The organism is Paractinoplanes rhizophilus (genome assembly GCF_042664765.1).
Taxonomy (GTDB): Bacteria; Actinomycetota; Actinomycetes; order Mycobacteriales; family Micromonosporaceae; genus Actinoplanes; species Actinoplanes rhizophilus.
In genome coordinates this window covers 75,872-102,075 of the sequence record NZ_JBHTBJ010000002.1, presented here as the reverse complement: position 1 = coordinate 102,075, position 26,204 = coordinate 75,872, and the positions used below count along the sequence as shown (strand labels likewise).

Below are 26,204 nucleotides of genomic sequence, written 5' to 3'. Positions count from 1 at the left end.
ATGACAGCGCCTCGCGTGCGCGACCGGACCATGAATGGTGTGCTGGCCCGCCTCGACCGGTTTCAGCGACGGCACGGCGTGGCCGGCTTCCCGTACGCGGTGCTCTGCAAGTACCTCGACGACGACGGCCCCCGGCACGCCGCGCTGATCACCTACTACGGCTTCCTCAGCCTGTTCCCGCTGCTGCTGCTCGGCGTCGCGGTCGTCTCCCGGCTGCTCGCCACCAACCCCGAGCTGCGGCGCGAGCTGATCACCGCGATTGTCCCGCCCGCCCTGCAGGCCACCGTGGACGACGCCGCGGCGGCCCTGCCCACCTCCCCGGTCGCGTTCGTGATCGGTGCGATCGGCCTGATCTGGTCGGCGACCGGCGTGGTCTACGCGGCCTACCGCACCCTCAACCACGTCGCCGGCGTCCGCATGCGGGATCTCCCCAACCCGGTCGGCGCCTATTCGCGGGTCCTCGGTGTGGTTGTGGTGCTGCTGGCCGGGGTGGTGGCGGGCGGCGGCCTGGCGGTGGCGGGCGCGGCCATTCCCGGCGTCGGCGCGCCGGATCGCCTGCTGGCCGCCCTCGGCACCGCCCTGTCGGCGTTCGCGGTTCTGCTGTTCGGTGTTCGCATCCTCCTGGTGTGCCCCGCACAGCTGTCCGCGCTCTGGCGTCCCGCCGCCTCCGGCGCGCTGCTCCTGGCCGTGGTGTTGCACGTGGGCGGGCCCCTGCTGACCGCGCTGGTGCGCAACGCGGGCCCGGTCTACGGCGCGTTCGCCACCGTGGCCGGCCTGTTCACCCTGCTCTACCTGGTCAGCCAGGCGCTGGTCGCGGTGGCCGAGACCGCTGCCGTCCGCCGCGCCCGTCTCTGGCCGCGCGCGCTCGACACGTCCGATCCGACCGAGGCCGACGAGCGGGCGCTGGCCCTGCTGGCCCGCGAGCAGGAGCGGATCCCCGGCCAGGTGGTCGAGTCGCGCCTCATCCGCGACGCATGATGCGCCGGTGCTGGATCGGCCGAACGCTCGAAGCATGGCTGACTACCCACCCATCGCCGAGCACGGTCTGATCGGCGACCTGCAGACGGCCGCGTTGGTCGCCACCGACGGTTCGATCGACTGGTTCTGTGCGCCCCGCTTCGACTCACCGAGCATTTTCGGTGCGCTCCTGGACGCCGACTCCGGCGGCTATTTCCGAATAAATCCCGGCAGTTCCCGGGGGAAGCAGCTTTACGTCCCGGACACCGCCATCCTCATCACGAGGTTCATGACCGACGCCGGCGTCGGCGAGGTCATCGATTTCATGCCGATAGCCGGAAAAACCCGCACCGATGTCCACCGCCTGGTCCGTCTGGTTCGGTGCGTCCGCGGCACGATCACGTTCCATGCGGATCTCGCCCCCCGGTTCGACTACGGCCGCCGGCCGCACGAGACCCACCTGACCGAGAACGGCGCCGTCTTCGAGACTCCCGTCGAGGCGATGACGGTCCATATCGTCCGCGAGCCCGACGACCGGCGCCTGGCCCGGACCTGGCTGGACGACGGCGGCGACATCCACGTCGAGCTCACCCTGCACGCCGGCGACCTGCGCGGCCTGATCCTCGAGACGGGCACGAGCGGCCCGATCCGCGAGGTGCGGGTGGCCGAGGCCCGCCGCCTGCTCGACGACACCGCCCGGTACTGGGCCACCTGGCTGGACCAGTCCACCTATCAAGGCCGCTGGCGCGAGGCCGTGGAGCGGTCCGCCATCACCCTCAAGCTGATGACCTACGCGCCGTCCGGCGGACTGGTCGCGGCGCCCACCGCGGCCCTGCCCGAGCAGATCGGCGGCGAGCGCAACTGGGACTACCGTTACACCTGGGTGCGCGACGCCTCGTTCTCGGTCTACGCCCTGCTCGGCCTGGGCTTCACCGACGAAGCCGCCGACCTGGGCCGCTGGCTGGCCGACCGGGTCGACGAGCAGTCCGACGTCAAGGACGGGGGCCCGTTGCAGATCATGTACCGGGTCGACGGCGCGAGCGACCTGGTCGAGGAGTCCCTGGACCACTGGGAGGGCTACCGCGGCTCGGCGCCGGTCCGCGTCGGCAACGGCGCCGCCGGTCAGCTTCAGCTCGACATCTACGGCGAGGCGATGGACAGCCTCTACACCGCCGACCAGCTCGGCATCTCCGCCGGCCACGCCGGCTGGCGCAAGATCGCAGACCTGCTCTCCTGGCTCTGCGAGAACTGGGACCAGCCCGAGGAGGGCATCTGGGAGACCCGTGGCGGCCGGCAGGACTTCACCTACGGCCGCCTGATGAGCTGGGTGGCGCTGGACCGCGGCATCCGCCTGGCCGGCGAGCACGGCCGGCCCGCGCCGCTCGCGAAGTGGATCCGCGAGCGCGACGCCGTCTACGAGCAGATCATGGACCGCGGCTGGAGCCCGAACCGCCAGGCGTTCCGCCAGCATTACGCCACCGACGTCCTGGACTCCTCGCTGCTGCGCATGTGCAGCACCGGTTTCCTGGTGCCCACCGACCCGATGTGGCTCTCCACGCTCGACGCCATGACCACCGAACTGGTCACCGACAGCTTGGTCTATCGCTATGACCCCGAGGCCTCCCCCGACGGCCTCCGCGGCAGCGAGGGCACCTTCTCGCTGTGCACCTTCAACTACGCCGAGGCGCTGGCCCGGTCGGGTCGTCTCGTCGAGGCCCGGATGACGTTCGCGAAGATGCTCACCTACGCCAACCACCTGGGCCTCTATTCCGAGGAGATCGCCCTCACCGGCGAACAGCTCGGCAACTTCCCCCAGGCCTTCACCCACCTGGCCCTGATCAACGCCGCCCTGGTCCTCGACGAAACCCTCTAAAACTCCATATCGGACGATTTGGCCGCGCGCGCCACGGACCGCCCCCACCCGGTCTGGGTGGGGCCATTCAAGCAGGCCGGTGTGACAGTTTCGCGGCGTTGTCCCCAGGCAGCCGGCGGCCGGCGGGCTGGCGGTCGGCCGGCGGGCTGGCGGTCGGCGGGCTGGCGGTGGGCGGTCGGCGGGGCGGCGGATCAGAGGCCGGCCGCGGCCGGCTCGGCGATGCAGGCGGTGCCGATGCGGCGGAAGCCGACGCGGGCGTAGAGCCGGGCCACGTCGTCGTCGCCGGCCGAGAGGAAGATCAGCGAAGCGCCGGCGTCGAGGGCGTGGCGGGCCAGCGTCGCGGTGAGCTGGGACGCGTAGCCGCGGCCGCGCGCGGCGGGCAGCGTCGCCACGCCGGCGATCTCGGCGGTGTCGTGGTCGCGCATCAGCGCGCCGGTGGCGACGATGCCGTCGGTGGGCGATGTCACGACGGCTGTGACGTAACCCCCAGCGGCCGCGCGCTCGCGGAATCCGGCGACCAGCGCCTCGCTGAGCGTCTCGGTCGCCGCGTCCCGCTCCTTGGCGCCGGCCTCCTCGGTGACCAGCGCGGACTCGGCCTGCGGGGCTTCGGCGGCGGCCGCGGCGACCCCTTCGAGCGGGCTGGCCGCGGGCGGGCTGCCGAAGGCGAGCTGGGCGACGGCGCGCGACGCGGCCAGATCGGTGGCGTAGGACGGCAACGCCGGGTCGAGGATGCTGATGGTCGCGCCGGGGACCGGCAGGTCGGGCACGAGCGCGGCCGGTTCGAGCACCATGAGCGGGGCGAGCAGCACCTCGAGCCCGGCCGAGCGCGCCACGGCGAGCAGGTCGGGAGTGGTCTCGTGGACCCACTCGAAAGACTCGGGGATGCCCAGTTCGCGCTGCCGGCGGCGAGCCTCGGTAATATCGGCGGCGGACGGCGTTCCCGCCCCTATCCGGGGCCGGGCGTAATAGGGCCACCCCTCGCCCTCGCGAACGAAGAGCACGAGCCCTCCGAAGTCCTCGACCCGTGCGTAGGGTCGGGGGAGGGCGTCATAGAAACGCTCGAGCCTGACGAAGACGTCGGAATTCGGTTGCGCCACCGCGCGAGACTACCGAATGGCGCAGCGCCGCGCCTCTCGACAATTGCTTCCCGTACGTGCCGGTTCGTCCCGATCCAAGTGTGATCCATCCGAACTGGCGGAGATCGGTGCCCCGTCACGTAGACTCTAGAGACTTTGCAGGGCCGACGTCGTCCCGACCTTGATACGAAACACCAGTGACGACAGGAGGCCCGGTGGCATATCCGCACCCCCAGGGACCGATTCAGTCGGCGGCGGAAAGCAAGGCAGACAGCCGCGGGCCGATCCGTCCCGCGGCGGAAAACAGCATGCCGAACCGTGGACTGTACGACCCCGCGCAGGAGCGGGACGCCTGCGGTGTGGCCTTCGTGGCCGACCTGCACGGCCGCCGCTCCCACGACGTGGTGGCCAAGGGCCTGTCGGCGCTGATCCGCCTCGACCACCGGGGCGCCCGCGGCGCCGAGCAGAACACCGGCGACGGCGCCGGCATCCTCATCCAGGTCCCGGACGCGTTCTACCGCGCGGTCGCCGGTTTCGACCTGCCCGAGGCCGGCTTCTACGCGACCGGGCTGGTCTTCCTCTCCAACGACGCCGCGGACGCGGCCCGCGCGATCAAGGTGTTCGAGAAGTACGCGCTGGTCGAGGGCGGCGAGGTGCTCGGCTGGCGGGACGTGCCGGTGCGGCCGGACGGCCTGGGCGCGACGGCCGAGGAGGCCCGCCCGGTGATCAAGCAGGTGTTCCTCGCGGCACACCGGCTGACCGACACGCCGCTGGGCCCCAAGGACGAGCCGCTGAGCGGCATCGAGCTCGACCGGGTCGTGTTCACCATCCGCAAGCAGGCGGAGCGGGAGTCCTCGCAGCGCGGCGTCGGCGCGTACTTCCCGTCGCTGTCCAGCCGGACGATCACGTACAAGGGCATGCTGACGCCCGACCAGCTGCCGCGGTTCTTCCCCGACCTGACCGACGAGCGGGTGGTCAGCGCGATCGCCCTGGTGCACTCCCGGTTCTCGACCAACACGTTCCCGTCGTGGCCGCTCGCCCACCCGTACCGGTTCATCGCCCACAACGGTGAGATCAACACCATCCGCGGCAACAAGAACTGGATGGCCGCCCGCGAGGCGCTGCTGCGGTCGAACGTGCTGCCCGGCAACATCAAGCGGCTGTTCCCGATCAACACGCCGGAGGCGTCCGACTCGGCCAGCTTCGACGAGGTGCTCGAGCTGCTGCACCTGGCCGGCCGCACGCTGCCGCACGCGATGCTGATGATGATCCCCGAGGCGTGGGAGAACGACCCGGGGATGGAGGCCAAGCGCCGCGCGTTCTACCGCTTCCACGCCTCGCTGATGGAGCCGTGGGACGGGCCGGCCGCGGTGGCGTTCACCGACGGCACCCAGATCGGCGCGGTCCTCGACCGCAACGGCCTGCGCCCGGGCCGCTGGTGGCACACCGCCGACGGCCTGGTGGTGCTGGGCTCGGAGGCCGGCGTGCTCGACCTCGACCCGGCCGCGGTGGTGGCCAAGGGCCGCCTGCAGCCGGGCAAGATGTTCCTGGTCGACACGGCCGCGGGCCGGATCGTGCACGACGACGAGATCAAGGCCGGGCTGGCCGCGGCCGAGCCGTACGACGAGTGGCTGCACGCCGGCCTGATCAACCTGGCCGACCTGCCGGCCCGCGAGCACGTCATCTACACGCACGACTCGGTGACCCGCCGGCAGCAGGTGTTCGGCTACACCGAGGAGGAGCTCAAGATCCTGGTGGCGCCGATGGCGCGGACCGGCGCCGAGCCGCTGGGCTCGATGGGCACCGACACGCCGATCTCGCCGCTGTCGACCCGCCCGCGGCTGCTGTTCGACTACTTCCACCAGTTGTTCGCGCAGGTCACCAACCCGCCGCTGGACGCGATCCGGGAGGAGCTGGTCACCAGCCTGGCGACCACCATCGGTCCCGAGGCCAACCTGCTCGACCCGGGCCCGGCGTCCTGCCGGCAGATCGTGCTGCCGTACCCGATCATCGACAACGACGAGCTGGCGAAGCTGCTGTCCATCGACGACGACGGCGACCTGCCCGGCTTCAAGGCGGTGCGGGTCAGCGGCCTGTATCCGTTGCGCGACGGGGCGAAGGGCATCAAGGCCCGGCTCACCCAGATCTGCCGGCACGTGTCGGAGGCGATCGAGGACGGCGTACGCATCCTGGTCCTCTCCGACCGCGACGCCACCGCCGACCTCGCGCCGATCCCATCGCTGCTGCTCACCGCGGCGGTGCACCAGCACCTGGTGCGCGAGCAGACCCGCACCCAGGTGGCGCTGGTCGTCGAGTCGGGCGACTGCCGCGAGGTGCACCACGCGGCCGTGCTGATCGGGTACGGCGCCGCCGCGGTCAACCCGTACCTGGCCTTCGAGACGGTCGACGACCTGATCGCCACCGGCCCGCTCGCCGGGCTCGACCCTCGCACCGCGGTCCGCAACTACGTCAAGGCGCTCGGCAAGGGCGTCCTGAAGATCATGTCGAAGATGGGCATCTCGACCGTCACGTCGTACTGCGGCGCCCAGGTGTTCGAGGCCGTCGGCCTGGACAACAAGCTGCTGCAGCGGTACTTCGCGGGCACCAGCGGCCGGATCGGCGGCGCGGGCCTGGCCGAGATCCACGCCGAGGTGAAGGCGCGCCACGAGAAGGCGTACCCGGCGAACCCGGCCGAGCGCACCCACCGCCGGCTCGAGGTCGGCGGCGAGTACCAGTGGCGCCGCGAGGGCGAGGTGCACCTGTTCAACCCCGAGACGGTGTTCCTGCTCCAGCACGCGACCAGGTCGCGCCAGTACGACGTCTTCCGCAAATACACCTCGAAGGTCGACGCGCTCGCCGCCGAGGCCGGATCGCTGCGTGGTCTGTTCGAGTTCAAATCGGATCGAACCCCGATCTCGATCGACGAGGTGGAGCCGGCGAGCGAGATCGTCAAGCGGTTCGCGACTGGCGCGATGAGCTACGGCTCGATCTCGGCGGAGGCGCACGAGACCCTGGCGATCGCGATGAACCGGCTGGGCGGCAAGTCCAACACCGGCGAGGGCGGCGAGGACGTCGAGCGTCTCTACGACCCGGACCGGCGCTCCGCGGTCAAGCAGATCGCGTCCGGCCGCTTCGGCGTGACCAGCGAATACCTGGTCAACGCGGACGACCTGCAGATCAAGATGGCGCAGGGCGCGAAACCCGGCGAGGGCGGCCAGCTGCCCGGCAACAAGGTGTGGCCGTGGATCGCCAAGACCCGGCACGCCACCCCGGGGGTCGGGCTGATCTCGCCGCCGCCGCACCACGACATCTACTCCATCGAGGACCTGGCCCAGCTGGTCCACGACCTCAAGATGGTCAACCCGGCGTCCCGCGTACACGTGAAGCTGGTCTCCGAGATCGGCGTCGGCACCGTCGCCGCGGGCGTGGCCAAGCTCAAGGCCGACGTGATCTTGATTTCCGGTCACGACGGCGGCACCGGCGCGTCCCCGCTGAACTCGCTCAAGCACGCCGGCTCCCCGTGGGAGCTGGGCCTGGCCGAGGCCCAGCAGACGCTGCTGCTCAACAAGCTGCGCGACCGGGTCACCGTGCAGGTCGACGGCCAGCTCAAGACCGGCCGGGACGTCGTGGTCGCGGCGCTGCTGGGCGCCGAGGAGTTCGGCTTCGCGACCGCGCCGCTGATCGTGTCGGGCTGCATCATGATGCGCGTCTGCCACCTCGACACGTGTCCGGTCGGCATCGCGACGCAGAACCCGGTGCTGCGCGAGCGCTTCACCGGCAAGCCCGAGTTCGTCGAGAACTTCTTCCTGTTCCTCGCCGAGGAGGTCCGGGAGTACCTGGCCGAGCTCGGGTTCCGCAGCATCGACGAGGCGATCGGCCACGCCGAGGTCCTCGACATCCGGCCCGCCGTCGACCACTGGAAGGCGCACGGCCTCGACCTGTCGCCGGTGCTGTTCGTGCCCGACCTGCCCGAGGGCGCGGCCCGCCGCGGCGTCGTGGCCCAGGACCACGGCCTCGACAAGGCGCTCGACAACCAGCTCATCGAGCTGGCCCGCCCGGCGCTCGACGGCGGCGACAAGGTCAATGAGGAGCTGCCGGTCCGCAACGACCAGCGCAGCGTCGGCGCGATGCTGGGCGGCGAGGTGACCCGCCGCTTCGGCGGCGCCGGCCTGCCCGACGACACGATCTCCTTCACCCTGCGCGGCACCGGCGGGCAGTCGTTCGGCGCTTTCCTGCCGCGCGGCGTGACGCTGCGGCTGTTCGGCGACACCAACGACTACGTCGCCAAGGGCCTGTCCGGCGGCCGGATCGTGGTGCGGCCCGACGAGCGGGCGCCGTTCGTCGCCGAGGACAACATCATCGCCGGCAACACCATCCTGTACGGGGCGACCTCCGGTGAGCTGCTGCTGCGGGGACGGGCCGGCGAGCGGTTCGCGGTGCGCAACTCGGGCGGCGTGGCCGTCGTCGAGGGCGTCGGCGACCACGGCTGCGAGTACATGACCGGCGGCACCGTGGTGGTGCTCGGCCCGACCGGGCGCAACTTCGCGGCCGGCATGAGCGGCGGTCAGGCGTTCGTGCTCGACCTGGTGCCCACCCGGGTCAACCCGGAGCTGGTCGACCTCGCCCCGCTCACCGAGGACGAGCAGGGCGTGCTGCGCGGCCTGATCGGCAAGCACCTGGCCGAGACCGGCTCGGCGGTCGCCGACAAGCTGCTCGCGGACTGGCCGGCCGCGGTCGAGCGGTTCACCGCCGTGGTGCCGCGCGACTACAAGCGCGTGATGGAACTGATCAGGACCGCCGAAGCCGCCGGTCGCAACGTCGACGAGGCGGTTATGGGAGCCAAGAATGCCTGACCCCCACGGCTTTCTCCGGTACGAGCGGCAGCTGCCCAAGCGCCGCCCGGTGCCGGTGCGCATCCGCGACTGGCGGGAGGTCTACCCGCCGGCCGGCGAGGACCTCATCCGCGACCAGGCGACCCGCTGCATGGACTGCGGCGTCCCGTTCTGTCACGAGGGCTGCCCGCTGGGCAACCGCATCCCCGACTGGAACGACCTGGTGCGCACCGGGGCGTGGCAGGCGGCCGCCGAGGCGCTGCACGCCACCAACAACTTCCCGGAGTTCACCGGGCGGCTGTGCCCGGCGCCGTGCGAGGCCGCCTGCGTGCTCGGCATCGCCGACGACCCGGTGACCATCAAGCAGGTCGAGGTCGAGATCGCCAACCACGCGTTCGACCTCGGCTACGTGCGGCCGCAGCCGGCCCCGGCCGCCAGCGGCTTCAAGGTCGCCGTGGTCGGCTCCGGCCCGGCCGGCCTGGCGGCGGCCCAGCAGCTGGCGCGGGCCGGGCACGCGGTCACGGTCTTCGAGCGCGACGACCGCATCGGAGGCCTGCTCCGGTACGGCATCCCCGACTTCAAGATCGAGAAGCATGTGGTGGACGCCCGGCTCGCCCAGATGGCGGCCGAGGGCGTCGTCTTCGAGACCGGCGTGAACGTGGGCGTCGACGTCACCGCCGACGACCTGCGCGAGCGGTTCGACGCGGTGCTGCTGGCCGCGGGCGCGCTGGCCGGCCGGGACACTCCGTCCACCCCCGGGCGGCAGCTCAACGGCGTGCGCCTGGCCATGGAGCACCTGGTCCCGGCCAACCGCGTCGTGGCCGGCCTGCAGTACAGCACCCCGATCGACGCCGCCGGCAAGCACGTCGTGATCATCGGCGGCGGCGACACCGGCGCCGACTGCCTCGGCGTCGCCCACCGGCAGGGCGCGGCCAACGTCATCCAGCTCGACCAGTACCCGCTGCCCCCCGAGGTGCGGGCGGCCGAGCAGCACCCGTGGCCGACCTGGCCGGTCGTCCTGCGCAACTACCCGGCCCACGAGGAGGGCGGCGACCGGGTCTTCGGCGTCGCCGTGCAGGAGTTCATCGGCGACGACCAGGGCAACGTCACCGCGGTCCGGATCGCCGACGTGGTCGTCGAGCGCGCCGGCGGCGACCGCACGGTCACCGTCACCCCCGGCTCGGAGCGCGACCTGCGCGCCGATCTGGTGCTGCTGGCCATCGGCTTCGAGGGCACCGAGCAGCAGCCGCTGCTCGAGCAGTTCGGCATCAACCGCAACCAGCGGGGCGTGCTCGACGCCGACAACAGCTGGCAGACCGCGGCCGAGGGCGTCTTCGTCGCCGGCGACATGCACCGCGGCGCCTCGCTCATCGTGTGGGCGATCGCCGAGGGCCGCTCGGCGGCGGCTGCGATCCACGACTACCTCGGCGCCAAGGGCGAGCTCCCGGCCCCGGTCCGCGCGTCGACCCAGCCGCTCGCCGTCTGACCCCGCGCATCGGCCCGGCTGGCGTCTGACCTCCGCGTGGCGGCCCGGCTGCCGTCTGACCCCCGCCTGGCGGCCCGGCCGCTCGCCGTCAGGCGCCCTTTGCTCTGCTTACTCGTGGTAAGCGGCCCCCCTCCGGTGGGCCTGCGCACTCACGGAGCGTGTGCTTACCTGCGGTGGGCAGAGCAAAGGGCGTGCGCTTACCTGCGGGAAGCAGAGCAAAGGGCGCGTGCTTACCTGCGGTGAGCAGAGCAAAGGGCGTGTGCGTACCTGCGGTGAGCAGAGCAAGAGGCAGGGCGTTGAGGTGCTGGGGCTACGGTGGGATCCATGCGGATCACGGTGCTGGGTGGCGTGGGGGCGTATCCGGAGCGGGAGCGCGGGTGCAGCGGTTACCTGCTGCGGCACGACGGCTTCGCCCTGCTGATCGACCCGGGGTACGCGACGTACCAGGCGCTGCTCGGGCACGTCGCGGCCGGGGACGTGGGGGCGGTGCTGGTCACGCACGGGCATCCGGACCACTGCGCCGATCTGCATCCGCTGCTGCGCACCCGGGCGATGACCGGGGTGCCGGAGCCGCTGCCGCTGCACGCTCCGGGCGGGGCGCTGGACGCGGTGCTGGCACTCGACCGGCCGGTCACCCTGGCCGGCGCCTACCAGGTGCTCGACCTGCCGATGCCGGGGCGGCTGGCGATCGGGCCGTTCACGGTCGACACGGTGGCGTTGCCGCATTTCCTGCCGAACGCGGGGGTGCGGATCGCGGCCGGGGGAGCGAGCATCGCCTACACCGGGGACGCCGGCGACAAGCCGGCCTTCGCCGAGCTGGCCGGCGGCGTCGACCTGCTGATCGCCGAGGCCACGCACGCGACCGAGCTGCCGGCGCGTATGGTGGGCAATCTTGGCACCGCGATCGACGCGGGCGAGCTCGCGACCCGGGCCGCCGCGAAGGCGCTGTGGCTCACGCACCTGTGGCCCGGCAGCGACCCCGAGACCCACCGGACGGCCGCGGCGACCGCCTACGACGGCCCCATCACGGTCGCCGTTCCGGGGCTCGAGCGGGACGTGTCCTGAAGCGCCCACTCGCGCGAGACACGCGTCCACGGCCGTTCGCACGCACGTCGCTCGCGCCCGCACGGCGGGCACGGCCTCGTTGCGGTCGGTGACGGCGCCTGCCCCGTACCCGATAGGGGGTTGTCGTGACACCCACGGTGAGCGAACCGATTAAGCTGTCCCGCGCGGTCGTCGAAGCCCGCTCGTTGGCGCAGTGCACCCACCAGGAAGAGCACGTGGGAGGGCCTCGCCCACCGTTCATCCCCATGCCGGGGTCGGCCAGCGGGCCGATCCGAAAGAGAGACTAGCCTGATGGCTGTGACACGCCGCGTAAAGATCGTCTGCACCATGGGCCCCGCCACCGCATCCGCCGAGCGCATGCTCGGGCTCGTCGAGGCGGGCATGGACGTGGCCCGCATGAACTTCTCCCACGGCAGCCACGAGGACCACCAGAAGGTGTACGGCCTCGTGCGCGAAGCCGCCCGCCAGACCGGGCGCGCCGTGGCCGTCCTCGCCGACCTGCAGGGGCCCAAGATTCGGCTCGGCAAGTTCGCGAACGGGCCGCACGTGTGGAACACCGGTGACCTGGTCACCATCACCGGCGACGACATCATCGGCACCCCCGACCGGGTGTCGTGCACCTACAAGAAGCTCCCGCAGGAGGTCAAGGTCGGCGACCGCCTGCTCATCGACGACGGCAAGGTGGCGGTCGAGGTCGCCGGCGTCGAGGGCAACGACATCCGCTGCCTGGTCATCGAGGGCGGCCCGGTCAGCAACAACAAGGGCGTCTCGTTGCCCAACGTGGCGGTCAGCGTTCCGGCGATGAGCGACAAGGACGAGGAGGACCTGCGCTTCGCCCTGTCGCTCGGGGTCGACCTGGTCGCGCTGTCGTTCGTCCGCTCGCCCGACGACATCAAGCTCGTGCACAACGTGATGGCCGAGGAGGGCCGCACGGTCCCGGTCATCGCGAAGGTCGAAAAACCGGAAGCGGTCGACCACCTCGAGCAGATCGTGCTCGCCTTCGATGGCGTCATGGTGGCCCGCGGCGACCTCGGCGTCGAGCTGCCCCTCGACCAGGTGCCGCTGGTGCAGAAGCGCGCAGTGCAGCTGTGCCGGGAGAACGCGAAGCCGGTCATCGTGGCCACCCAGATGCTCGACTCGATGATCGAGAATTCGCGCCCGACCCGCGCCGAGGCCTCCGACGTGGCGAACGCGGTGCTCGACGGCACCGACGCGGTGATGCTCTCCGGCGAGACGTCGGTCGGCAAGTACCCGGTGCTCACGGTCAGCACGATGGCCAAGATCGTGTCGACCACCGAGGGCGGCTCGATCCCCGTCCCGCGCCTGCAGCACGACCCGCGCACCCACGGCGGCGCGCTCACCGTGGCCGCCTCGCAGATCGCCCGCAACATCGGCGCCAAGGCCCTGGTCGCCTTCTCGCAGACCGGCGACACCGTCCGGCGGCTCTCCCGGCTGCACTGCGAGCTCCCGCTCTACGCGTTCACCCCGGTCCCCGAGGTGCGCGACCAGCTGGCGCTCAGCTGGGGCGTCGAGACGTTCCTGACCGACTTCGTGCAGCACACCGACGACATGTTCCGCCAGGTCGACGCCAAGATGCTCGGCCTCGGGCTGGCCAAGCCCGGCGACTTCGTGGTCGTCGTGGCCGGCTCCCCGCCGAACGCACCGGGCTCCACCAACACGCTGCGCGTGCACCAGCTCGGCTCGCTCGTCGACCCGGCGACGGTGTGATCGCGTGCCCCCACTGAGCGGACAGGCCGCCGTCGACCAGCTTCTGGAGATCCTCGACCTCAAGCAGGTCGACGCGGCCACGTTCGTGGGGGAGAGCCCGCAGACCGGCGCCCAGCGCGTCTTCGGCGGGCAGGTCGCCGGCCAGGCGCTGGTGGCGGCGGGACGGACCGTCGATCCGTCCCGCTTCGTGCATTCACTGCACGGTTATTTCGTACGCCCCGGCGACCCCACCGAACCGATTCAGTTCACGGTGGAGAACATCCGCGACGGGCGGTCGTTCTCGGTGCGCCGGTCGGTCGCCCAGCAGCACGGGCGCACGATCTTCTTCATGTCGGCCTCCTTCCAGGTACGCGAGGAGGGGCTCGACCACTACCTCCCCGCGCCGGTCGGCGTGCCCGGCCCGCTGGAAACGCCGACGATGTCCGACTGGGTCTCGCGGTACCCGTCCCGGGCCGGGATCTTCGCCTCCTCGCCCCAGGCCATCGACGTCCGCTACGTCGGCGTGCCCGGCTGGGTGCCGCCCGGCGACCGCGTGGCCAGCGAGCAGCAGCGGGTGTGGATGCGGATCAACGGCGACCTGCCGGACGATCCGCTGATCCACGCGTGCGCCCTGACCTACGCGTCCGACCTGTCGCTGCTCGACTCCGTGCTGTCCGCGCACGGCGAGGTCTGGGGCCCCGGCGGCGTGATCGGGGCCAGCCTCGACCACGCGCTGTGGCTGCACCGGCCGTTCCGCGCCGACGAGTGGTTCCTCTACGACTGCACCAGCCCCTCGGCCAGCGGCAGCCGGGGACTGGCCACCGGGCGGATGTTCACCGAGGACGGCCGGCACATCGCCAGCGCCGTCCAGGAAGGGCTGCTGCGCCGGGTCGGCCAGCGCAGGTGATGGCCCCGCCGGCGGAATCCCGGTCCGGCGACTGACCGTTTCGCGGACTCCGCCCGGCGGGGCCGGGGACACATACCTCAGTGATGCTTCTCGTCGCCGACCGCGGCCTCCTCGGCGCCCTCCGGCGTGTCCGGCACGGCCGGCAGATCCTCCGGGATCCGATGCGCCGTCGTGCCCGTTCCGGTCACACCGGCCTGCGCGATCATCGAATCCAGGTCCTTCGTGGTCCGCAGTACCTCGTCGTGGAAAGTCTTCGGGTCCTTCGCGGCCCGGTGCTTCGCCTTCGGCGTCGCCTCGAAATCCGTCAGACCGGCGGAATAACCCGCGACACCCGCCTCGCGCTCCGGCGTCAGATGCAAAACCTCATGGCGTACGCCGGAAACCTCCCGCAACCGCAGGGCGGTCAGCAGATCGGCGATCGCGCGCAGCACACCCAGCCCGCCCAGCACCAGGATCACCGGATCGCCCGATCGGGCCAGCGGCCCCGCGGCGTAGAAGCCCAGCCCCACCTGCGCCACTCCCAGCGACAGCACCAGACCCCAGGTGCGATCGGTGCCCCGGTTCATCGTCGAAACCGCGACGTCCAGCGCGCCCCGCACCATCAGGAACCAGCCCACCAGCGCGGCCGGCGTCGCGAAGGTGGCATCCCGGTCCAGCCACAACACCGCCCCGGTCGCCGCGAACAGCACCGACATCCCCGCGTTCAACCACCAGGTGCGGGTGCCCGCCAGCGCCCGCACCGCCTCGCACACCGCCCCGAACAACACCACCGGCCCCGCCACCCGCGCCACATTCACCGGCTCCAGCCGCAGCACGCTCCACCCGGTCGCCAGCCACGCGACCCCGGCGAACAGCAGGAAAGCCCACATGCTGTCACGGACAACCGTCATGGGGGAGGAACCGGACCACAACATGAGGCCTCCAGCGGAAGGTGTCCCTGCCATGACAACATCCGCGCACCGGGCCGACCGGCGGTTCGCCCAGATTCACAGCCCGGGTTCAGGGCGCGCCCATCCGGGGTTCAAGGAGCGGCCGCCCGGGGTACAAGCACGCACGTCCGCCCACCCCCGGAGCCCACCCGTGCGACGCCCCACCCCCGCCGAACACGAACTCCAGGAGGCCCTCCGCGCCGCCCAGCGCGGTGACGCCCACGGGTTCGCCCAGCTCTGGCGAACCCTGCAACCGGCCGTCCTGCGCTACCTCCGCGTGGTCATCGGCGACCAGGCCGAGGACGCCGCCAGCGAAACGTGGCTCCACGTGATCCGCGACCTCGACCGCTTCGACGGCGACCTCGCCGCCTTCCGCGGGTGGCTCTTCCGCATCGCCCGGCACCGCGCCATCGACCTGCGCCGGCACCGCCGTTCCTTCCCGTGGCCCGGCGCCGACCTGGTCGCCCCCGACGCCGCCACCGTGGCCTTCGAACGCGGCAGCACCGACTGGGCGGTCGGCCTCATCGCCACCCTCCCCGCCGACCAGGCCGAAGCCGTCATGCTCCGCATCGTCGCCGGCCTCGACGTCGCCACCACCGCCCAGATCCTCGGGAAACGCCCCGGCGCCATCCGGATAGCCACCATGCGCGGACTCCGGCGCCTCGCCACACACCCCCAGGTAAACGCCCGAATCACCCGCGAACCGGCCGGGGAGGTGTAACAAAATGCGCACTCCGCGCGCTCTTCTTCATGCGATGCGCATCCGGAGAACCCACCGCATCGGCCCCGCCGAAGCCGAGCAACTGGTTGCCGGCGACCATCCCGGCCCCGCACACACCCCGCTGAAGAACCTCCTCGACGCCGCCCGTGCCCCGGCGACCGACCAGGAGCTCAGCGGCGAAAAGGCCGTCGTCGCCGCCTTCACCGCGCATCGCCGACGTGCTGCCCGGGCCGCCCGGCGCGCTCCGGCGAGAACGAGGACCGCAGTCGTGACCATCACGGCCGGCCTGGCTCTCCTGACCCTCTCCGGAACCGCGGTCGCGGCCCGCACCGGCAACCTCCCCCAGGAAGCCCAGCAGCACGCACACCGCCTGTTCTCGGCGCTGGGCGTACCGGCGCCGAGAACAGGCACCACCCCCGCACCCGTCCCCAGCGCGTCCCCCGCCCCCGTCCCCGGGGCTACCGCTACGCCGCGCGTCCTCGTGCTCGGCTGGTGCGACTCGTGGCGCGGCGCCACCCCGCTGAGCCGCGAGAACCGCCGGAAGCTGGTGGCCGCGGCCGGCGACGAGAAGAGCGTCGACCGGTACTGCGCCGACCTGCGCCGATCGGCGTCCGCGGCGCCGTCAGGCAGCCCCGGGACCGGGCGGCAGGGCCCGGCCACGACGCCGCGACCGGTCACGCCGCCGGAGCCGGGGGTGCCGCCGGGCCTGGTCACGCCGCAGCGTCCGGCCACGCCGCCGGGGTCGGGGGTGCCTACGCCGCCGCCGACGAGCGCGGGGCCGGCGGCGACCACCGGCGCACCGCGGGCGGCGACCGAACCCGCCGGCGGGCCGGGCCGGGGGCAGGGCCTGGGAAAGCCAGGAGCGGCGGCGCACAACGATGTGCCGATGCGAGCGGCACGGCCGGCGCGCGTGGCCGCGGCGTCGGCCGGGCCGCCGGTGAGGTCGAAATCGGCGCAGTCTGAGCCGAGGCGTGCAAGCGCGAGCGAGCGTGGCTCGAGGGCGGTGACGGGCGCGATGCAGTCGCCGCCGAGCTGACGACGCCCACCGGCGGTCAGCGCGGGGCGGTCACCCGGCCCGGGCGCCGCCAAGGTCAAGCTCACGGAGAGAGACCGGAACGCGCCCGTTTGGGTTTTCGCCGGGTGTGGGAACGGGCAAGATCGGGCATCGGGTCACCACTTGGGACCGACGAACTCGTCGAGGCGCGCCACCGCCTCCCTCCTGGCCACCGACAGCATGTTCGGGCGGCACATACGCCAGCCGATGCCGAGGCGGTCGAGGGATTCCTGGCATAGACCCATGATGTCGCGGGATTCGTTGGAGAAGTTGTATCGGAGATATTCGTAGGATTTGCTGCCGCGCCGTATTCGATTCGTAACCCGGCATCCATCGGAGTGAAATAGGCCGCGCAGGAATTGGCCGGGGTACCGATCGATGATCGGAATTTGCCATGCCGCCAGAAATATCGGTCGATGGTGCTTGTGCCCGGGCCCGTGCTGCGGTAGCAGGCAAGGCCAGTGTTTGGAGTAGCTCTGCACGCCGACGCATCCCTGTTTCTGTACTCGTTGGACATTGCGCGCGATGACGGCCACCATCGCGAGTTCGCACTCCTTGATCAGCCCTGGCCAAGCATCGGCGCAGAAGACTCGGAGCACCGGCACCCTGGCCGCGGTCACGAGGTGGCCATCGCCAAGGTAGAGACCGAGAAGGTAGGCATATGAGTCTTGATCGTCCGGCGGTCGTGGTGGCTTGGCGCACCGGGGGCATCTCGACGGTTCGGCGTCCAACTCGGCGCGACGGCGCGCGCGATCGCCGTAGAACCAGTGGCCCACGGTATTTCGGGACAGTCCCAGGGTGCTGCAAATTTGGCGGAAGGGAACACCCTGAGCACGCAGCCTCAAAGCGTGTTCGCGGATGTGGGGTGGATGCATGCCCACATCTTCGAACACGGGTACGACAGTTTTGTGTCCCCGGTGGGATTCGAACCCACACTGTATGGATTTTGAGTCCATTGCCTGCTGCCGATTGGGCTACGGGGACAGACGCCTCGGCCGGACCGGTGGTTCGATCCAGCCAAGCTCAGCAGGGGACAGCCTACCTACTAGGCTTAGGGCGGCGACACCCACATACCGGGGTGTCGCGACTTCGGGAGCGTTGGGGGTAGGGGTTCCGTGGCCGACACGCAGGCTGGGGCCGATCGCAAGCGGGTGCTGATCGCGGAGGACGAGGCCCTCATCCGGCTCGATCTGGCGGAGATGCTGGTCGAGGAGGGCTACGACGTGGTCGGGGAGGCCGGTGACGGCGAGACCGCCGTGCGCCTGGCCGAGGATCTTCGCCCGGACCTGGTCATCCTCGACATCAAGATGCCGATCATGGATGGGCTGGCGGCCGCGGAGCGGATCGCCGGCGGCCGGATCGCGCCGGTGGTCATTCTGACCGCGTTCAGCCAGCGTGATCTCGTGGAGCGGGCGCGTGCCGCCGGTGCGATGGCGTACCTGGTGAAGCCGTTCCAGAAGTCGGATCTGGTGCCGGCGATCGAGATCGCCCTGTCCCGGTACTCGGAGATCGCGGCCCTGGAGTCCGAGGTGGCGGGCCTGACCGAGCGTCTGGAGACGCGCAAGTCGGTGGAGCGGGCCAAGGGTGAGCTGATGACGAAGTATCAGATGACCGAGCCGCAGGCGTTCAAGTGGATTCAGCGGACGGCGATGGACCACCGGATGACGATGCGTGAGGTGGCGGATCGGATTCTGGCGGAGAGTCAGGAGGCCGGCGGCGCGCCGCAGGCCACGAGTTGATCTTCTCGTAACGCCTCTCATGTAACACCTGCCCCGGCCTGCGGATGAGCAGACGTAACGGTTCGGTGAAAGCCCGAACGAAGTCTTTTGGCAGGCCTGGAACCTGGGATAGCGTCCCGCCCCATGACGGGCGCGGTGTCGTCGTGGGGCACGCAAGTGCCAATCGGCGCGCGGTGGCTCGGTGGGTTCGGTATGGAGGAGGGTTCCAACCTTGAGGCAGGTTCTCGCACGAGCCATCGGCGGGGTGGCCATCATCGGGCTCATCGCCGGTGCCGCTGCCTGTAATAAAGATTCGGGTGGCAGTGACACCGCGGGCGGCTCGAACTGCGGCTACAAGCTCGCATTCTTCGGCGCTCTCACCGGCTCGGCCGCCAACCTCGGTGTGAACATCGAGCAGGGCTTCGAGCTGGCCGTCAACCAGTACAACCAGGCGAAGGGCTCCGACTGCATCACGGTCGCGAAGTTCGACTCGCAGGGTGCTGCCGAGGTCGCTCCCGGTGTCGCCCGGAGCCTGGTGGCGGACAAGAAGATCCTGGGCGTGGTAGGCCCGCCGTTCTCCGGCGAGTCCGAGGCCGCCAACCCGATCTTCGACGCCGCCGGCATCCCGACGGTGACGCCCGCGGCGACGCGTACGTCGCTGTCGGCGAACGGGTGGAAGGTGTTCCACCGCGCGGTGGCGAACGACGACGCGCAGGGCCCGGCGGCCGCCGCGTACATCAAGGACGTGATGAAGGCGCAGAAGGTCTTCGTCGCGGACGACCAGTCGGCGTACGGCGCGGGTCTGGCCGACGTGGTGAAGTCGAAGCTGGGCTCGCTGGTGGTGCAGACGGACAAGACCGAGGGCGACGGCAAGCAGACCGACTTCTCGGCGCTGGTGCAGAAGGTGCAGTCGAGCGGCGCCACGGTGCTGTTCTACGGCGGTTACTACACCAACGGCGGCATCATCCGTAAGCAGCTGACCGCGGCCGGTTGGAAGGGCACGATGGTCGGCGGCGACGGCATGAAGGACCCGGGCCTGGCCAAGGCCTCCGGCACGGCGGCGGCGGTCGGCACCGTGGTGACCTGCCCCTGCTCGCCGCCGGAGAACGCGGGTGGCACCTTCGTCAACGACTACAAGGCGAAGTGGAACGTGGCCGCCGGTACGTACTCGGACGTGGCGTTCGACGCGGCGAACATCTTCCTGCAGGGCATCGACGCGGGTAACACCACGTGGGAGAAGCTCAACACCTACCTGTCGACGGTGAACTACAAGGGCATCGCGAACACGTACAAGTTCACCGACAAGGGCGAGCTGGACCCGCAGTTCATCAAGGTCTGGGCGTTCAAGTTCGACCAGAGCGGCGACGCGGTGAAGGACCAGGAGATCAAGACCTCCTGATCGCGTTGATCTCTTCGTAGGGCCGGTGTGGCCGGATGATCTCCGGCCGCACCGACCTCGTCGTTTTGGAGCCCCTCTGTGAACTTTTCCGGTCTGATCGAGAATTTCGGGCCGCTCACCGTGGCAGGTTTGGCGCAGGGCGCGATCATCGCGCTGTTCGCGCTGGGGTACACCCTGGTCTACGGTGTGCTGCGACTGATCAACTTTGCCCATTCCGAGGTGTTTCTGGTCGGCACGTACGCCTGCCTGATCGTTTGGGGATGGTTCGGCCTGGACCAGAACTCGGCGCGCCCGGATTTCGGCGCGATGCTGGGTTTCATGGCGCTGGGCCTGGTAGCGGCCATTGTGGTCTCGGGCGTCGTGGCGCTGTTCGTGGAGCTGGTGGCCTATCGGCCGCTGCGCCGGCGCAACGCTCCGCCGCTCGCGTTCCTGATCACGGCGATCGGCGCGTCGCTGGCGATCTCGGAGTTCGTCGGTGTGGCGACGCACCGGAATCAGAGGGGTGTTCCGCCGATCATCCAGGCCAAGACGGTGATCACGATCGGCAACACGCACATCACGAACCTGCAGATCCTGATCGTGGTGCTGGCGCTGGTGATGATGTTCATCCTGGATCGTTTCATCAACGGTTCACGTCTGGGCCGGGGCATCCGCGCGGTGGCGCAGAACCCGGACAGCGCGGCGCTGATGGGCGTGAACAAGTCCCGGGTGATCTCGCTGGTCTTCCTGCTGGGCGGCCTGATGGCGGGCATCGCGGCGGTGATGTACGACCTGAAGATCGGCGTCACCAAGTACGACGCGGGCTTCCTGCTCGGCATCGACGCGTTCACCGCGGCCGTGCTGGGCGGCATCGGCAACCTGCGCGGCGCGCTGGTGGGCGGCATCCTGCTGGGCGTGCTGCAGAGCTATGCGGCCGGCCTGTTCGGCTCCAACTGGCTGCACGCGGCGGCGTTCGTCATCCTGGTCCTGATCCTGATGTTCCGGCCGTCGGGCCTGTTGGGTGAGTCTCTCGGAAGGGCACGCGCATGAGCGACACGGCGGTGGCTACCGAGAAGCCCAAGCAGAGCTTCCGGCACAACGGCGGGGTGCGGGGCTGGTTCGGCCGGCAACCGGGCTGGATGCGCGCGATCGTCGCGCTGGTGGCCGCGGTGCTGGCGTTCCTGCTGCCGTACGCCGGTGACATCCCGGTCATCGGGCCGCAGATCATCACGCAGGGTATCGACTGGCCGTCGGCCCTGTTCAACATGTCGTACTACGTGCTGCTGGCGCTGGGCCTGAACGTGGTTGTCGGCTACGCCGGCCTGCTCGACCTGGGCTATGTCGGCTTCTTCGCGGTCGGCGCGTACGGAACGGCCCTGCTGACCTCGAAGGACAGCGTGCTGTACTCGCACACCGGCTGGGCCTGGCTGGCCGCGGTGCCGGTGGCGCTGGCGGCGACGATGCTGGCCGGCCTGATCCTCGGCTGGCCGACGCTGCGGCTGCGCGGTGACTATCTGGCGATCGTGACGCTGGGCTTCGCCGAGATCATCCGGATCGTGGCGACGAACACCGAGACGTTCCGCGGCGACCGGGGGTTCACCAGCCTGCCGCACCCGCCGGGCACCTGGAACGGCGAGCCGATCTTCGGGGTGACCGACGCGATCCCGTACTTCTGGCTGGGTCTGGTCGTCATCATCGCGGTGATCTTCGGGGTGCGGAATCTCGACCGCAGCCGGGTCGGCCGGTCCTGGCTGGCGATCCGGGAGGACGAGGAGGCCGCCGAGATCATGGGCGTGCGGACCACCAAGTTCAAGCTGTGGGCGTTCGCGATCGGCGCGTTCATCGGTGGCCTGGGCGGCGTGATGTTCGCCGGCGAGCAGAGCTTCATCAACTCCTCGACGTTCATCCTGCAGTTCTCGATCCTGGTGCTGGCCGGCGTGGTCATGGGTGGCTCGGGAAACATGGCGGGCGCGATCCTGGGCGGCGCGCTGATCTCGTACATCCCGGACCGGCTGCGCGGCATCTCGGTGGGCGGCACCGACCTGTACGAGTACCGGTTCGCGCTGTTCGGCGTCGTGATCATCCTCATCATGATCCTGCGGCCGCAGGGCCTGATTCCGAGCCGGCGCCGGGCGATGGAGCTCAAGGACCGGGAGAAGGAGGTGGCTCCGCTGTGAGCGAGCCGCACATCGAGACTCCCGAGGAGCTCGACCGTCAGAATGCTCGTCCGGTCGACGAGCCGACGCCCACGGGTGGCCCGGGTGGCGGTGGCGAAGCCGTACGCGATCCCGATGCTCTTCTCGAGGTCGACCACGTGACTTTGCGCTTCGGCGGTGTGGTCGCGCTCAACGACGTCAGCTTCTCGCTGCGCAAGGGTGAGATCTTCGGCCTGATCGGCCCGAACGGCGCCGGCAAGACCACCTGCTTCAACGCGATGACCGGGGTGTACCGGCCGACGAGCGGTGGGATCCGGTTCCAGGGCGAGTCGATCGTCGGCAAGAAGAAGCACGAGATCACCCGGGGCGGCATCGCCCGGACGTTCCAGAACGTCCGGCTGTTCCCCGAGATGACGGCGCTGGAGAACGTCATGGTGGGCGCGGATGCGCACCACAAGACCAGCGTGGTCAGCGCGCTGTTCCGGCTGCCGCGGCATTGGCAGGAGGAGCGGTCGGGGCGGCAGCGTTCGCTGGAGCTGCTCGACTTCGTCGGGATCCGCCGCCGGGCCGGCGATGTCAGCCGCAATCTCTCGTACGGCGAACAGCGCCGGCTGGAGATCGCGCGGGCGCTCGCCACGAACCCGACGCTGCTGTGCCTGGACGAGCCGGCCGCGGGCTTCAACCCGGCCGAGAAGGTGGAGCTGCTCAACCTGATCCGGCGGATCCGCGACACCGGGGTGACGGTGCTGCTGATCGAGCACGACATGCGCCTGGTCATGGGCGTCACCGACCGGATCGTGGTGCTGGAGTTCGGCAAGAAGATCGCCGAGGGGACACCCGCCGAGGTGCGGGACAATCCGGCGGTCATCGCCGCGTACCTGGGGGTGCCCACCGATGCTGCTTGAGCTCGACAACGTCTCGCTGTCGTACGGCCGGATCCAGGCCCTGCACGGGATCAGCCTGACCGTCGGCGAGGGTGAGGTCGTCGCGCTGATCGGCGCGAACGGCGCCGGCAAGTCGACGACGATGCGGGCCATCTCGGGCCTGCGCCCGCTGTCGCACGGCGCGATCCGGTTCGACGGGCAGGACATCTCGCGGTTGCGCGCCGACCTGCGGGTGATCCGCGGCGTCGCGCAGTCGCCGGAGGGCCGGGGCATCTTCCCGGGCATGACGGTCCGGGAAAACCTCGAGATGGGCGCCTACACCCGGCGCAACCGGTCCGAGATCGACGAGGACCTCGACCGGGTGTTCGGCCTGTTCCCGCGGCTGAAGGAGCGCGAGAAGCAGTCCGGCGGCACGATGTCCGGCGGCGAGCAGCAGATGCTCGCGGTGGGCCGGGCGCTGATGACCCGGCCCAAGCTGCTGCTGCTCGACGAGCCGTCGATGGGTCTGGCGCCGATGCTGATCCAGCAGATCTTCGACATCATCGTGGAGATCAACCAGCAGGGTACGACGATCCTGCTCGTGGAGCAGAACGCCCAGCAGGCACTGTCCCGCGCGCATCGGGCGTACGTTCTGGAGACCGGGCGGATCGTGAAGGAAGGCACCGGCACCGAGCTGCTGCACGATCCGGCGGTCAAGGACGCCTACCTCGGCGTCGCATGACCGAAATTTTGCACCGTCATTTTAGGGAGACCTCAATGTTCCGCACCTCCCCTGGCCGTCGGGCGATCCTCGGGCTGGCCGTCGCGGTGGCGCTGACGACCTCGATGGCCGCCTGTGGTTCGGAGTCCGGTGACGACTCGGGCGCCGCTCCGGCGGCGAGCGCGTCGGCCGACACCGGCCTGGCCGACAAGGTCCCGGCCGACATCAAGTCGGCCGGTAAGCTGATCATCGGGACCGATTCGACGTACGCCCCGAGCGAGTTCCTGGACGCGGACGGCAAGACCGTCATCGGCTTCGACGTGGACCTGTTCAACGCGGTGGGCCAGAAGCTGGGCCTGACCACGGAGTGGCAGTCGGCGTCGTTCGACAGCATCATCCCGGGCGTCGCCACCAAGAAGTACAACGTCGGCGTCTCCTCGTTCACGATCAACGCCGACCGGATGAAGGAGGCCACCATGGTCTCCTACTTCCAGGCGGGCACCCAGTGGGCGGCCAAGACCGGCGCCACCATCAACGCCGACGACGCCTGCGGCAAGAAGATCGCGGTGCAGACGGCGACGGTGCAGGTCGACGACATCACCGCCCGGTCGAAGAAGTGCACCGACGCCGGCAAGCCCAAGATCACGATCGACCAGTACCAGGCCCAGTCGGACGCCACCAACGCGGTGGTGACCGGCAAGGACGACGCGATGCTGGCCGACTCGCCGGTGTGCGCGTACGCGGTGAAGCAGACCAACGGCCAGCTGGCCCTGGTCGGCGACATCTACGACTCGGCGCCGTACGGCTACGTGCTGCCCAAGGACCAGGCCGACACGATGGGCGCCGCGATCCAGGGCGCGCTGAAGTCGCTGATCGACGACGGTACCTACAAGACGATCCTGTCGAAGTGGGGCGTCGACGCGGGCGGCATCACCGACCCCGCGGTGAACCCCACGGTCTGATCCGTCGATGACCGACCAGACAACCACCGAGCGGGCACGGCCTGAACCGATCAAGGCCGTGCCCGTCCGGCACCCCGGGCGGTGGGTGACGATCGCGGTTCTCGCGGTGCTCACCGCCATGTTCGTGCACCTGCTGGTCACCAACGACCAGTTCCGCTGGAAGTTCATCTTCGTCTCGTACGAGCCCGGCAAGCGCGGCGTCATGTTCACCGAGCCGGTGCTCGAGGGCCTGCGCGGCACCCTGCTGCTGACCGTCACGTCGATGGCGATCGGCGTGGTGCTCGGCGTGATCGTCGCGATCATGCGGCTGTCCGACAACCGCATCCTCAGCGCGGTCGCGTTCGTCTACACCTGGTTCTTCCGGGCGGTGCCCCGGCTGGTGCTCTGCGTGCTGTTCGGCAACCTGAACATCCTGTGGGAGCGGATCGGCTTCGGCCTGCCGTTCGATCAGCAGATCGGCAAGCTGTTCGGCATCGACGATCTGAACGCGCAGTTCTTCAGCATCAAGGCCAGCGACCTGCTGGCCGGCTTCGTGGCCGGCATGCTCGCGCTGGGCCTGTCCGAGGCCGCGTACATGGCCGAGATCGTCCGGGCCGGCATCCAGTCGATCGACCCCGGCCAGGGCGAGGCGGCGACCGCGCTGGGCCTGTCCCGCGGGCAGGTGCTGCGCCGGGTGGTGCTGCCGCAGGCCATGCGGGTGATCGTGCCGCCGACCGGCAACGAGGTCATCGCGATGGTCAAGGACACCTCGCTGGTCGCGTTCGTGCCGGTCACCTTCGAGCTGTTCTTCCAGCTCAACGCGATCAAGGCGCGCACGTTCGTGGTGCTGCCGGTGCTGGTCGCGGCGGTGATCTGGTATCTGATCATCTGCACCGTGCTGATGATCGCCCAGTTCTTCGTGGAGCGGCACTTCGGCAGGGGATACGGTTCAACCGGCCGGGCCCGCCAGCGGCTGCGGAACATCGGCGTCGAACAGGGCGGCGCGGTCCCGGCTGGTTCGGAGGGGACATGACTGATATTTCCGGCGAGATGGTGCGCGCCGACAATGTGCACAAGTCGTTCGGCTCGCTCGAGGTGCTCAAGGGCATCGACCTGGTCGTGAAGTCGGGCGAGGTGTGCTGCGTGCTCGGCCCGTCCGGCTCCGGCAAGTCGACGTTCCTGCGCTGCGTCAACCACCTCGAAAAGATCAACGCGGGCAAGATCTTCGTGGACGGTGACCTGGTCGGGTACCACGAGCGCGGCGGCAAGCTGCACGAGATGAAGAACAGCGAGGTCGCCAAGCAGCGTCAGGCGATCGGCATGGTGTTCCAGCGCTTCAATCTCTTTCCGCACATGACCGTCCTCCAGAACGTCATGGAGGCGCCGTGCAAGGTCAAAAGAGAGGACCGGGCACAGGTACGCGACCGCGCCGAGAGCCTGCTCGAGCGGGTCGGGCTGGGCAGCAAGAAGGACAGCTACCCGGGCCAGCTCTCCGGCGGGCAGCAGCAGCGCGTCGCGATCGCCCGGGCCCTGGCGATGCGGCCCAAGCTGATGCTGTTCGACGAGCCGACCAGCGCGCTCGACCCCGAGCTCGTCGGCGAGGTCCTCGACGTGATGAAAGACCTGGCCCGCGACGGGATGACCATGGTCGTGGTGACCCATGAGATCGGCTTCGCCCGCGAGGTGGGCGACAACGTCGTGTTCATGGACGGCGGCGTGGTGGTCGAGCAGGGCCCGCCGTCGGAGATCATCGCGAACCCGCGCCACGAGCGAACGAAGGCATTCCTGAGCAAAGTGCTGTAAAGGCGACCGGGGCGGTC

Annotated in this window: 21 protein-coding genes and 1 tRNA gene; 18 read left to right on the top strand and 4 right to left on the bottom strand. The window is 70.2% G+C overall.

Annotated elements, in window-relative coordinates:
• A complete protein-coding gene (locus ACFQS1_RS04375) occupies nt 1–978 on the top strand; it encodes a YhjD/YihY/BrkB family envelope integrity protein (protein WP_378964738.1) in 978 nt (325 codons plus the stop codon).
• 34 nt (nt 979–1,012) lie between these two features.
• On the top strand, nt 1,013–2,830 hold the full coding sequence (locus ACFQS1_RS04370; protein WP_378964737.1) for a glycoside hydrolase family 15 protein: 1,818 nt from the start codon (nt 1,013–1,015) through the stop codon (nt 2,828–2,830).
• 191 nt (nt 2,831–3,021) lie between these two features.
• Here the strand turns inward: ACFQS1_RS04370 and ACFQS1_RS04365 are convergent, their stop codons facing one another.
• On the bottom strand, nt 3,022–3,927 hold the full coding sequence (locus ACFQS1_RS04365) for a GNAT family N-acetyltransferase (RefSeq protein WP_378964736.1): 906 nt from the start codon (nt 3,925–3,927) through the stop codon (nt 3,022–3,024).
• Nucleotides 3,928–4,214: 287 nt separating this feature from the next.
• On the opposite strand from ACFQS1_RS04365, the gene gltB reads away from it, so the two are divergent.
• The 5 genes from gltB (at nt 4,215) to ACFQS1_RS04340 (ending at nt 13,903) form a co-directional block, all read left to right on the top strand.
• On the top strand, nt 4,215–8,759 hold the full coding sequence (gene gltB, locus ACFQS1_RS04360; protein WP_378964735.1) for a glutamate synthase large subunit: 4,545 nt from the start codon (nt 4,215–4,217) through the stop codon (nt 8,757–8,759).
• Nucleotides 8,752–10,224 carry a glutamate synthase subunit beta gene (locus tag ACFQS1_RS04355; RefSeq protein ID WP_378964734.1) on the top strand — a complete coding sequence of 491 codons (1,473 nt, stop codon included), beginning with the start codon at nt 8,752–8,754 and terminating at the stop codon, nt 10,222–10,224. The genes gltB and ACFQS1_RS04355 overlap by 8 nt, the downstream gene beginning before the upstream one ends.
• A 324-nt stretch (nt 10,225–10,548) precedes the next feature.
• Nucleotides 10,549–11,289, top strand: coding sequence for an MBL fold metallo-hydrolase (locus ACFQS1_RS04350; protein ID WP_378964733.1), 741 nt, complete (start codon nt 10,549–10,551; stop codon nt 11,287–11,289).
• 291 nt (nt 11,290–11,580) lie between these two features.
• On the top strand, nt 11,581–13,017 hold the full coding sequence (gene pyk, locus ACFQS1_RS04345) for a pyruvate kinase (RefSeq protein WP_378964732.1): 1,437 nt from the start codon (nt 11,581–11,583) through the stop codon (nt 13,015–13,017).
• A gap of 4 nt (nt 13,018–13,021) precedes the next feature.
• Complete coding sequence (locus ACFQS1_RS04340) at nt 13,022–13,903, top strand: acyl-CoA thioesterase (RefSeq protein WP_378964731.1); 882 nt, start codon at nt 13,022–13,024, stop codon at nt 13,901–13,903.
• Between the two features lie 77 nt (nt 13,904–13,980).
• On the opposite strand, the gene ACFQS1_RS04335 is transcribed toward ACFQS1_RS04340, so the two are convergent.
• On the bottom strand, nt 13,981–14,793 hold the full coding sequence (locus ACFQS1_RS04335; RefSeq protein ID WP_378964730.1) for a hypothetical protein: 813 nt from the start codon (nt 14,791–14,793) through the stop codon (nt 13,981–13,983).
• A 190-nt stretch (nt 14,794–14,983) separates the two neighbouring features.
• Between ACFQS1_RS04335 and ACFQS1_RS04330 the strand changes: the two genes are divergently transcribed.
• Together ACFQS1_RS04330 and ACFQS1_RS04325 are read left to right on the top strand one after the other, a co-directional pair.
• On the top strand, nt 14,984–15,553 hold the full coding sequence (locus ACFQS1_RS04330; protein ID WP_378964728.1) for an RNA polymerase sigma factor: 570 nt from the start codon (nt 14,984–14,986) through the stop codon (nt 15,551–15,553).
• A 34-nt stretch (nt 15,554–15,587) separates the two neighbouring features.
• Nucleotides 15,588–16,589 carry a hypothetical protein gene (locus ACFQS1_RS04325; RefSeq protein ID WP_378964727.1) on the top strand — a complete coding sequence of 334 codons (1,002 nt, stop codon included), beginning with the start codon at nt 15,588–15,590 and terminating at the stop codon, nt 16,587–16,589.
• 134 nt (nt 16,590–16,723) lie between these two features.
• Here ACFQS1_RS04325 and ACFQS1_RS04320 read toward each other — a convergent pair whose 3' ends face one another.
• Entirely contained in the window at nt 16,724–17,500 is a 777-nt protein-coding gene (locus ACFQS1_RS04320; protein WP_378964726.1) for an LAGLIDADG family homing endonuclease, read from the bottom strand.
• Nucleotides 17,501–17,516: 16 nt separating this feature from the next.
• Nucleotides 17,517–17,591 (bottom strand) — tRNA-Leu (locus tag ACFQS1_RS04315).
• A 131-nt stretch (nt 17,592–17,722) separates the two neighbouring features.
• On the opposite strand from ACFQS1_RS04315, the gene ACFQS1_RS04310 reads away from it, so the two are divergent.
• The 9 genes from ACFQS1_RS04310 to ACFQS1_RS04270 all read left to right on the top strand — a co-directional run bounded on the left by ACFQS1_RS04310 (nt 17,723) and on the right by ACFQS1_RS04270 (nt 26,187).
• Nucleotides 17,723–18,346, top strand: a complete 624-nt coding sequence (locus ACFQS1_RS04310; RefSeq protein WP_378964725.1) for an ANTAR domain-containing response regulator — start codon at nt 17,723–17,725, stop codon at nt 18,344–18,346.
• Nucleotides 18,347–18,557: 211 nt separating this feature from the next.
• Nucleotides 18,558–19,724, top strand: a complete 1,167-nt coding sequence (locus tag ACFQS1_RS04305) for a branched-chain amino acid ABC transporter substrate-binding protein (RefSeq protein WP_378964724.1) — start codon at nt 18,558–18,560, stop codon at nt 19,722–19,724.
• A 78-nt stretch (nt 19,725–19,802) separates the two neighbouring features.
• Complete coding sequence (locus ACFQS1_RS04300) at nt 19,803–20,753, top strand: branched-chain amino acid ABC transporter permease (RefSeq protein WP_378964723.1); 951 nt, start codon at nt 19,803–19,805, stop codon at nt 20,751–20,753.
• Entirely contained in the window at nt 20,750–21,880 is a 1,131-nt protein-coding gene (locus tag ACFQS1_RS04295) for a branched-chain amino acid ABC transporter permease (RefSeq protein ID WP_378964722.1), read from the top strand. The genes ACFQS1_RS04300 and ACFQS1_RS04295 overlap by 4 nt, the downstream gene beginning before the upstream one ends.
• A gap of 137 nt (nt 21,881–22,017) precedes the next feature.
• Nucleotides 22,018–22,764 (top strand): ABC transporter ATP-binding protein, encoded by a 747-nt coding sequence (locus ACFQS1_RS04290; protein ID WP_378965018.1) that lies wholly within the window; start codon nt 22,018–22,020, stop codon nt 22,762–22,764.
• Entirely contained in the window at nt 22,754–23,464 is a 711-nt protein-coding gene (locus ACFQS1_RS04285; protein ID WP_378964721.1) for an ABC transporter ATP-binding protein, read from the top strand. Before ACFQS1_RS04290 ends, ACFQS1_RS04285 begins: the two co-directional genes overlap by 11 nt.
• A 35-nt stretch (nt 23,465–23,499) precedes the next feature.
• Nucleotides 23,500–24,405 (top strand): ABC transporter substrate-binding protein, encoded by a 906-nt coding sequence (locus tag ACFQS1_RS04280; protein ID WP_378964720.1) that lies wholly within the window; start codon nt 23,500–23,502, stop codon nt 24,403–24,405.
• Nucleotides 24,406–24,412: 7 nt separating this feature from the next.
• The gene (locus ACFQS1_RS04275) at nt 24,413–25,417 is read left to right on the top strand and encodes an amino acid ABC transporter permease (RefSeq protein ID WP_378964719.1); all 1,005 of its coding nucleotides are present in this window, start codon (nt 24,413–24,415) and stop codon (nt 25,415–25,417) included.
• The gene (locus ACFQS1_RS04270) at nt 25,414–26,187 is read left to right on the top strand and encodes an amino acid ABC transporter ATP-binding protein (protein WP_378964718.1); all 774 of its coding nucleotides are present in this window, start codon (nt 25,414–25,416) and stop codon (nt 26,185–26,187) included. The genes ACFQS1_RS04275 and ACFQS1_RS04270 overlap by 4 nt, the downstream gene beginning before the upstream one ends.
• The last annotated feature ends 17 nt before the right edge of the window (nt 26,188–26,204 follow it).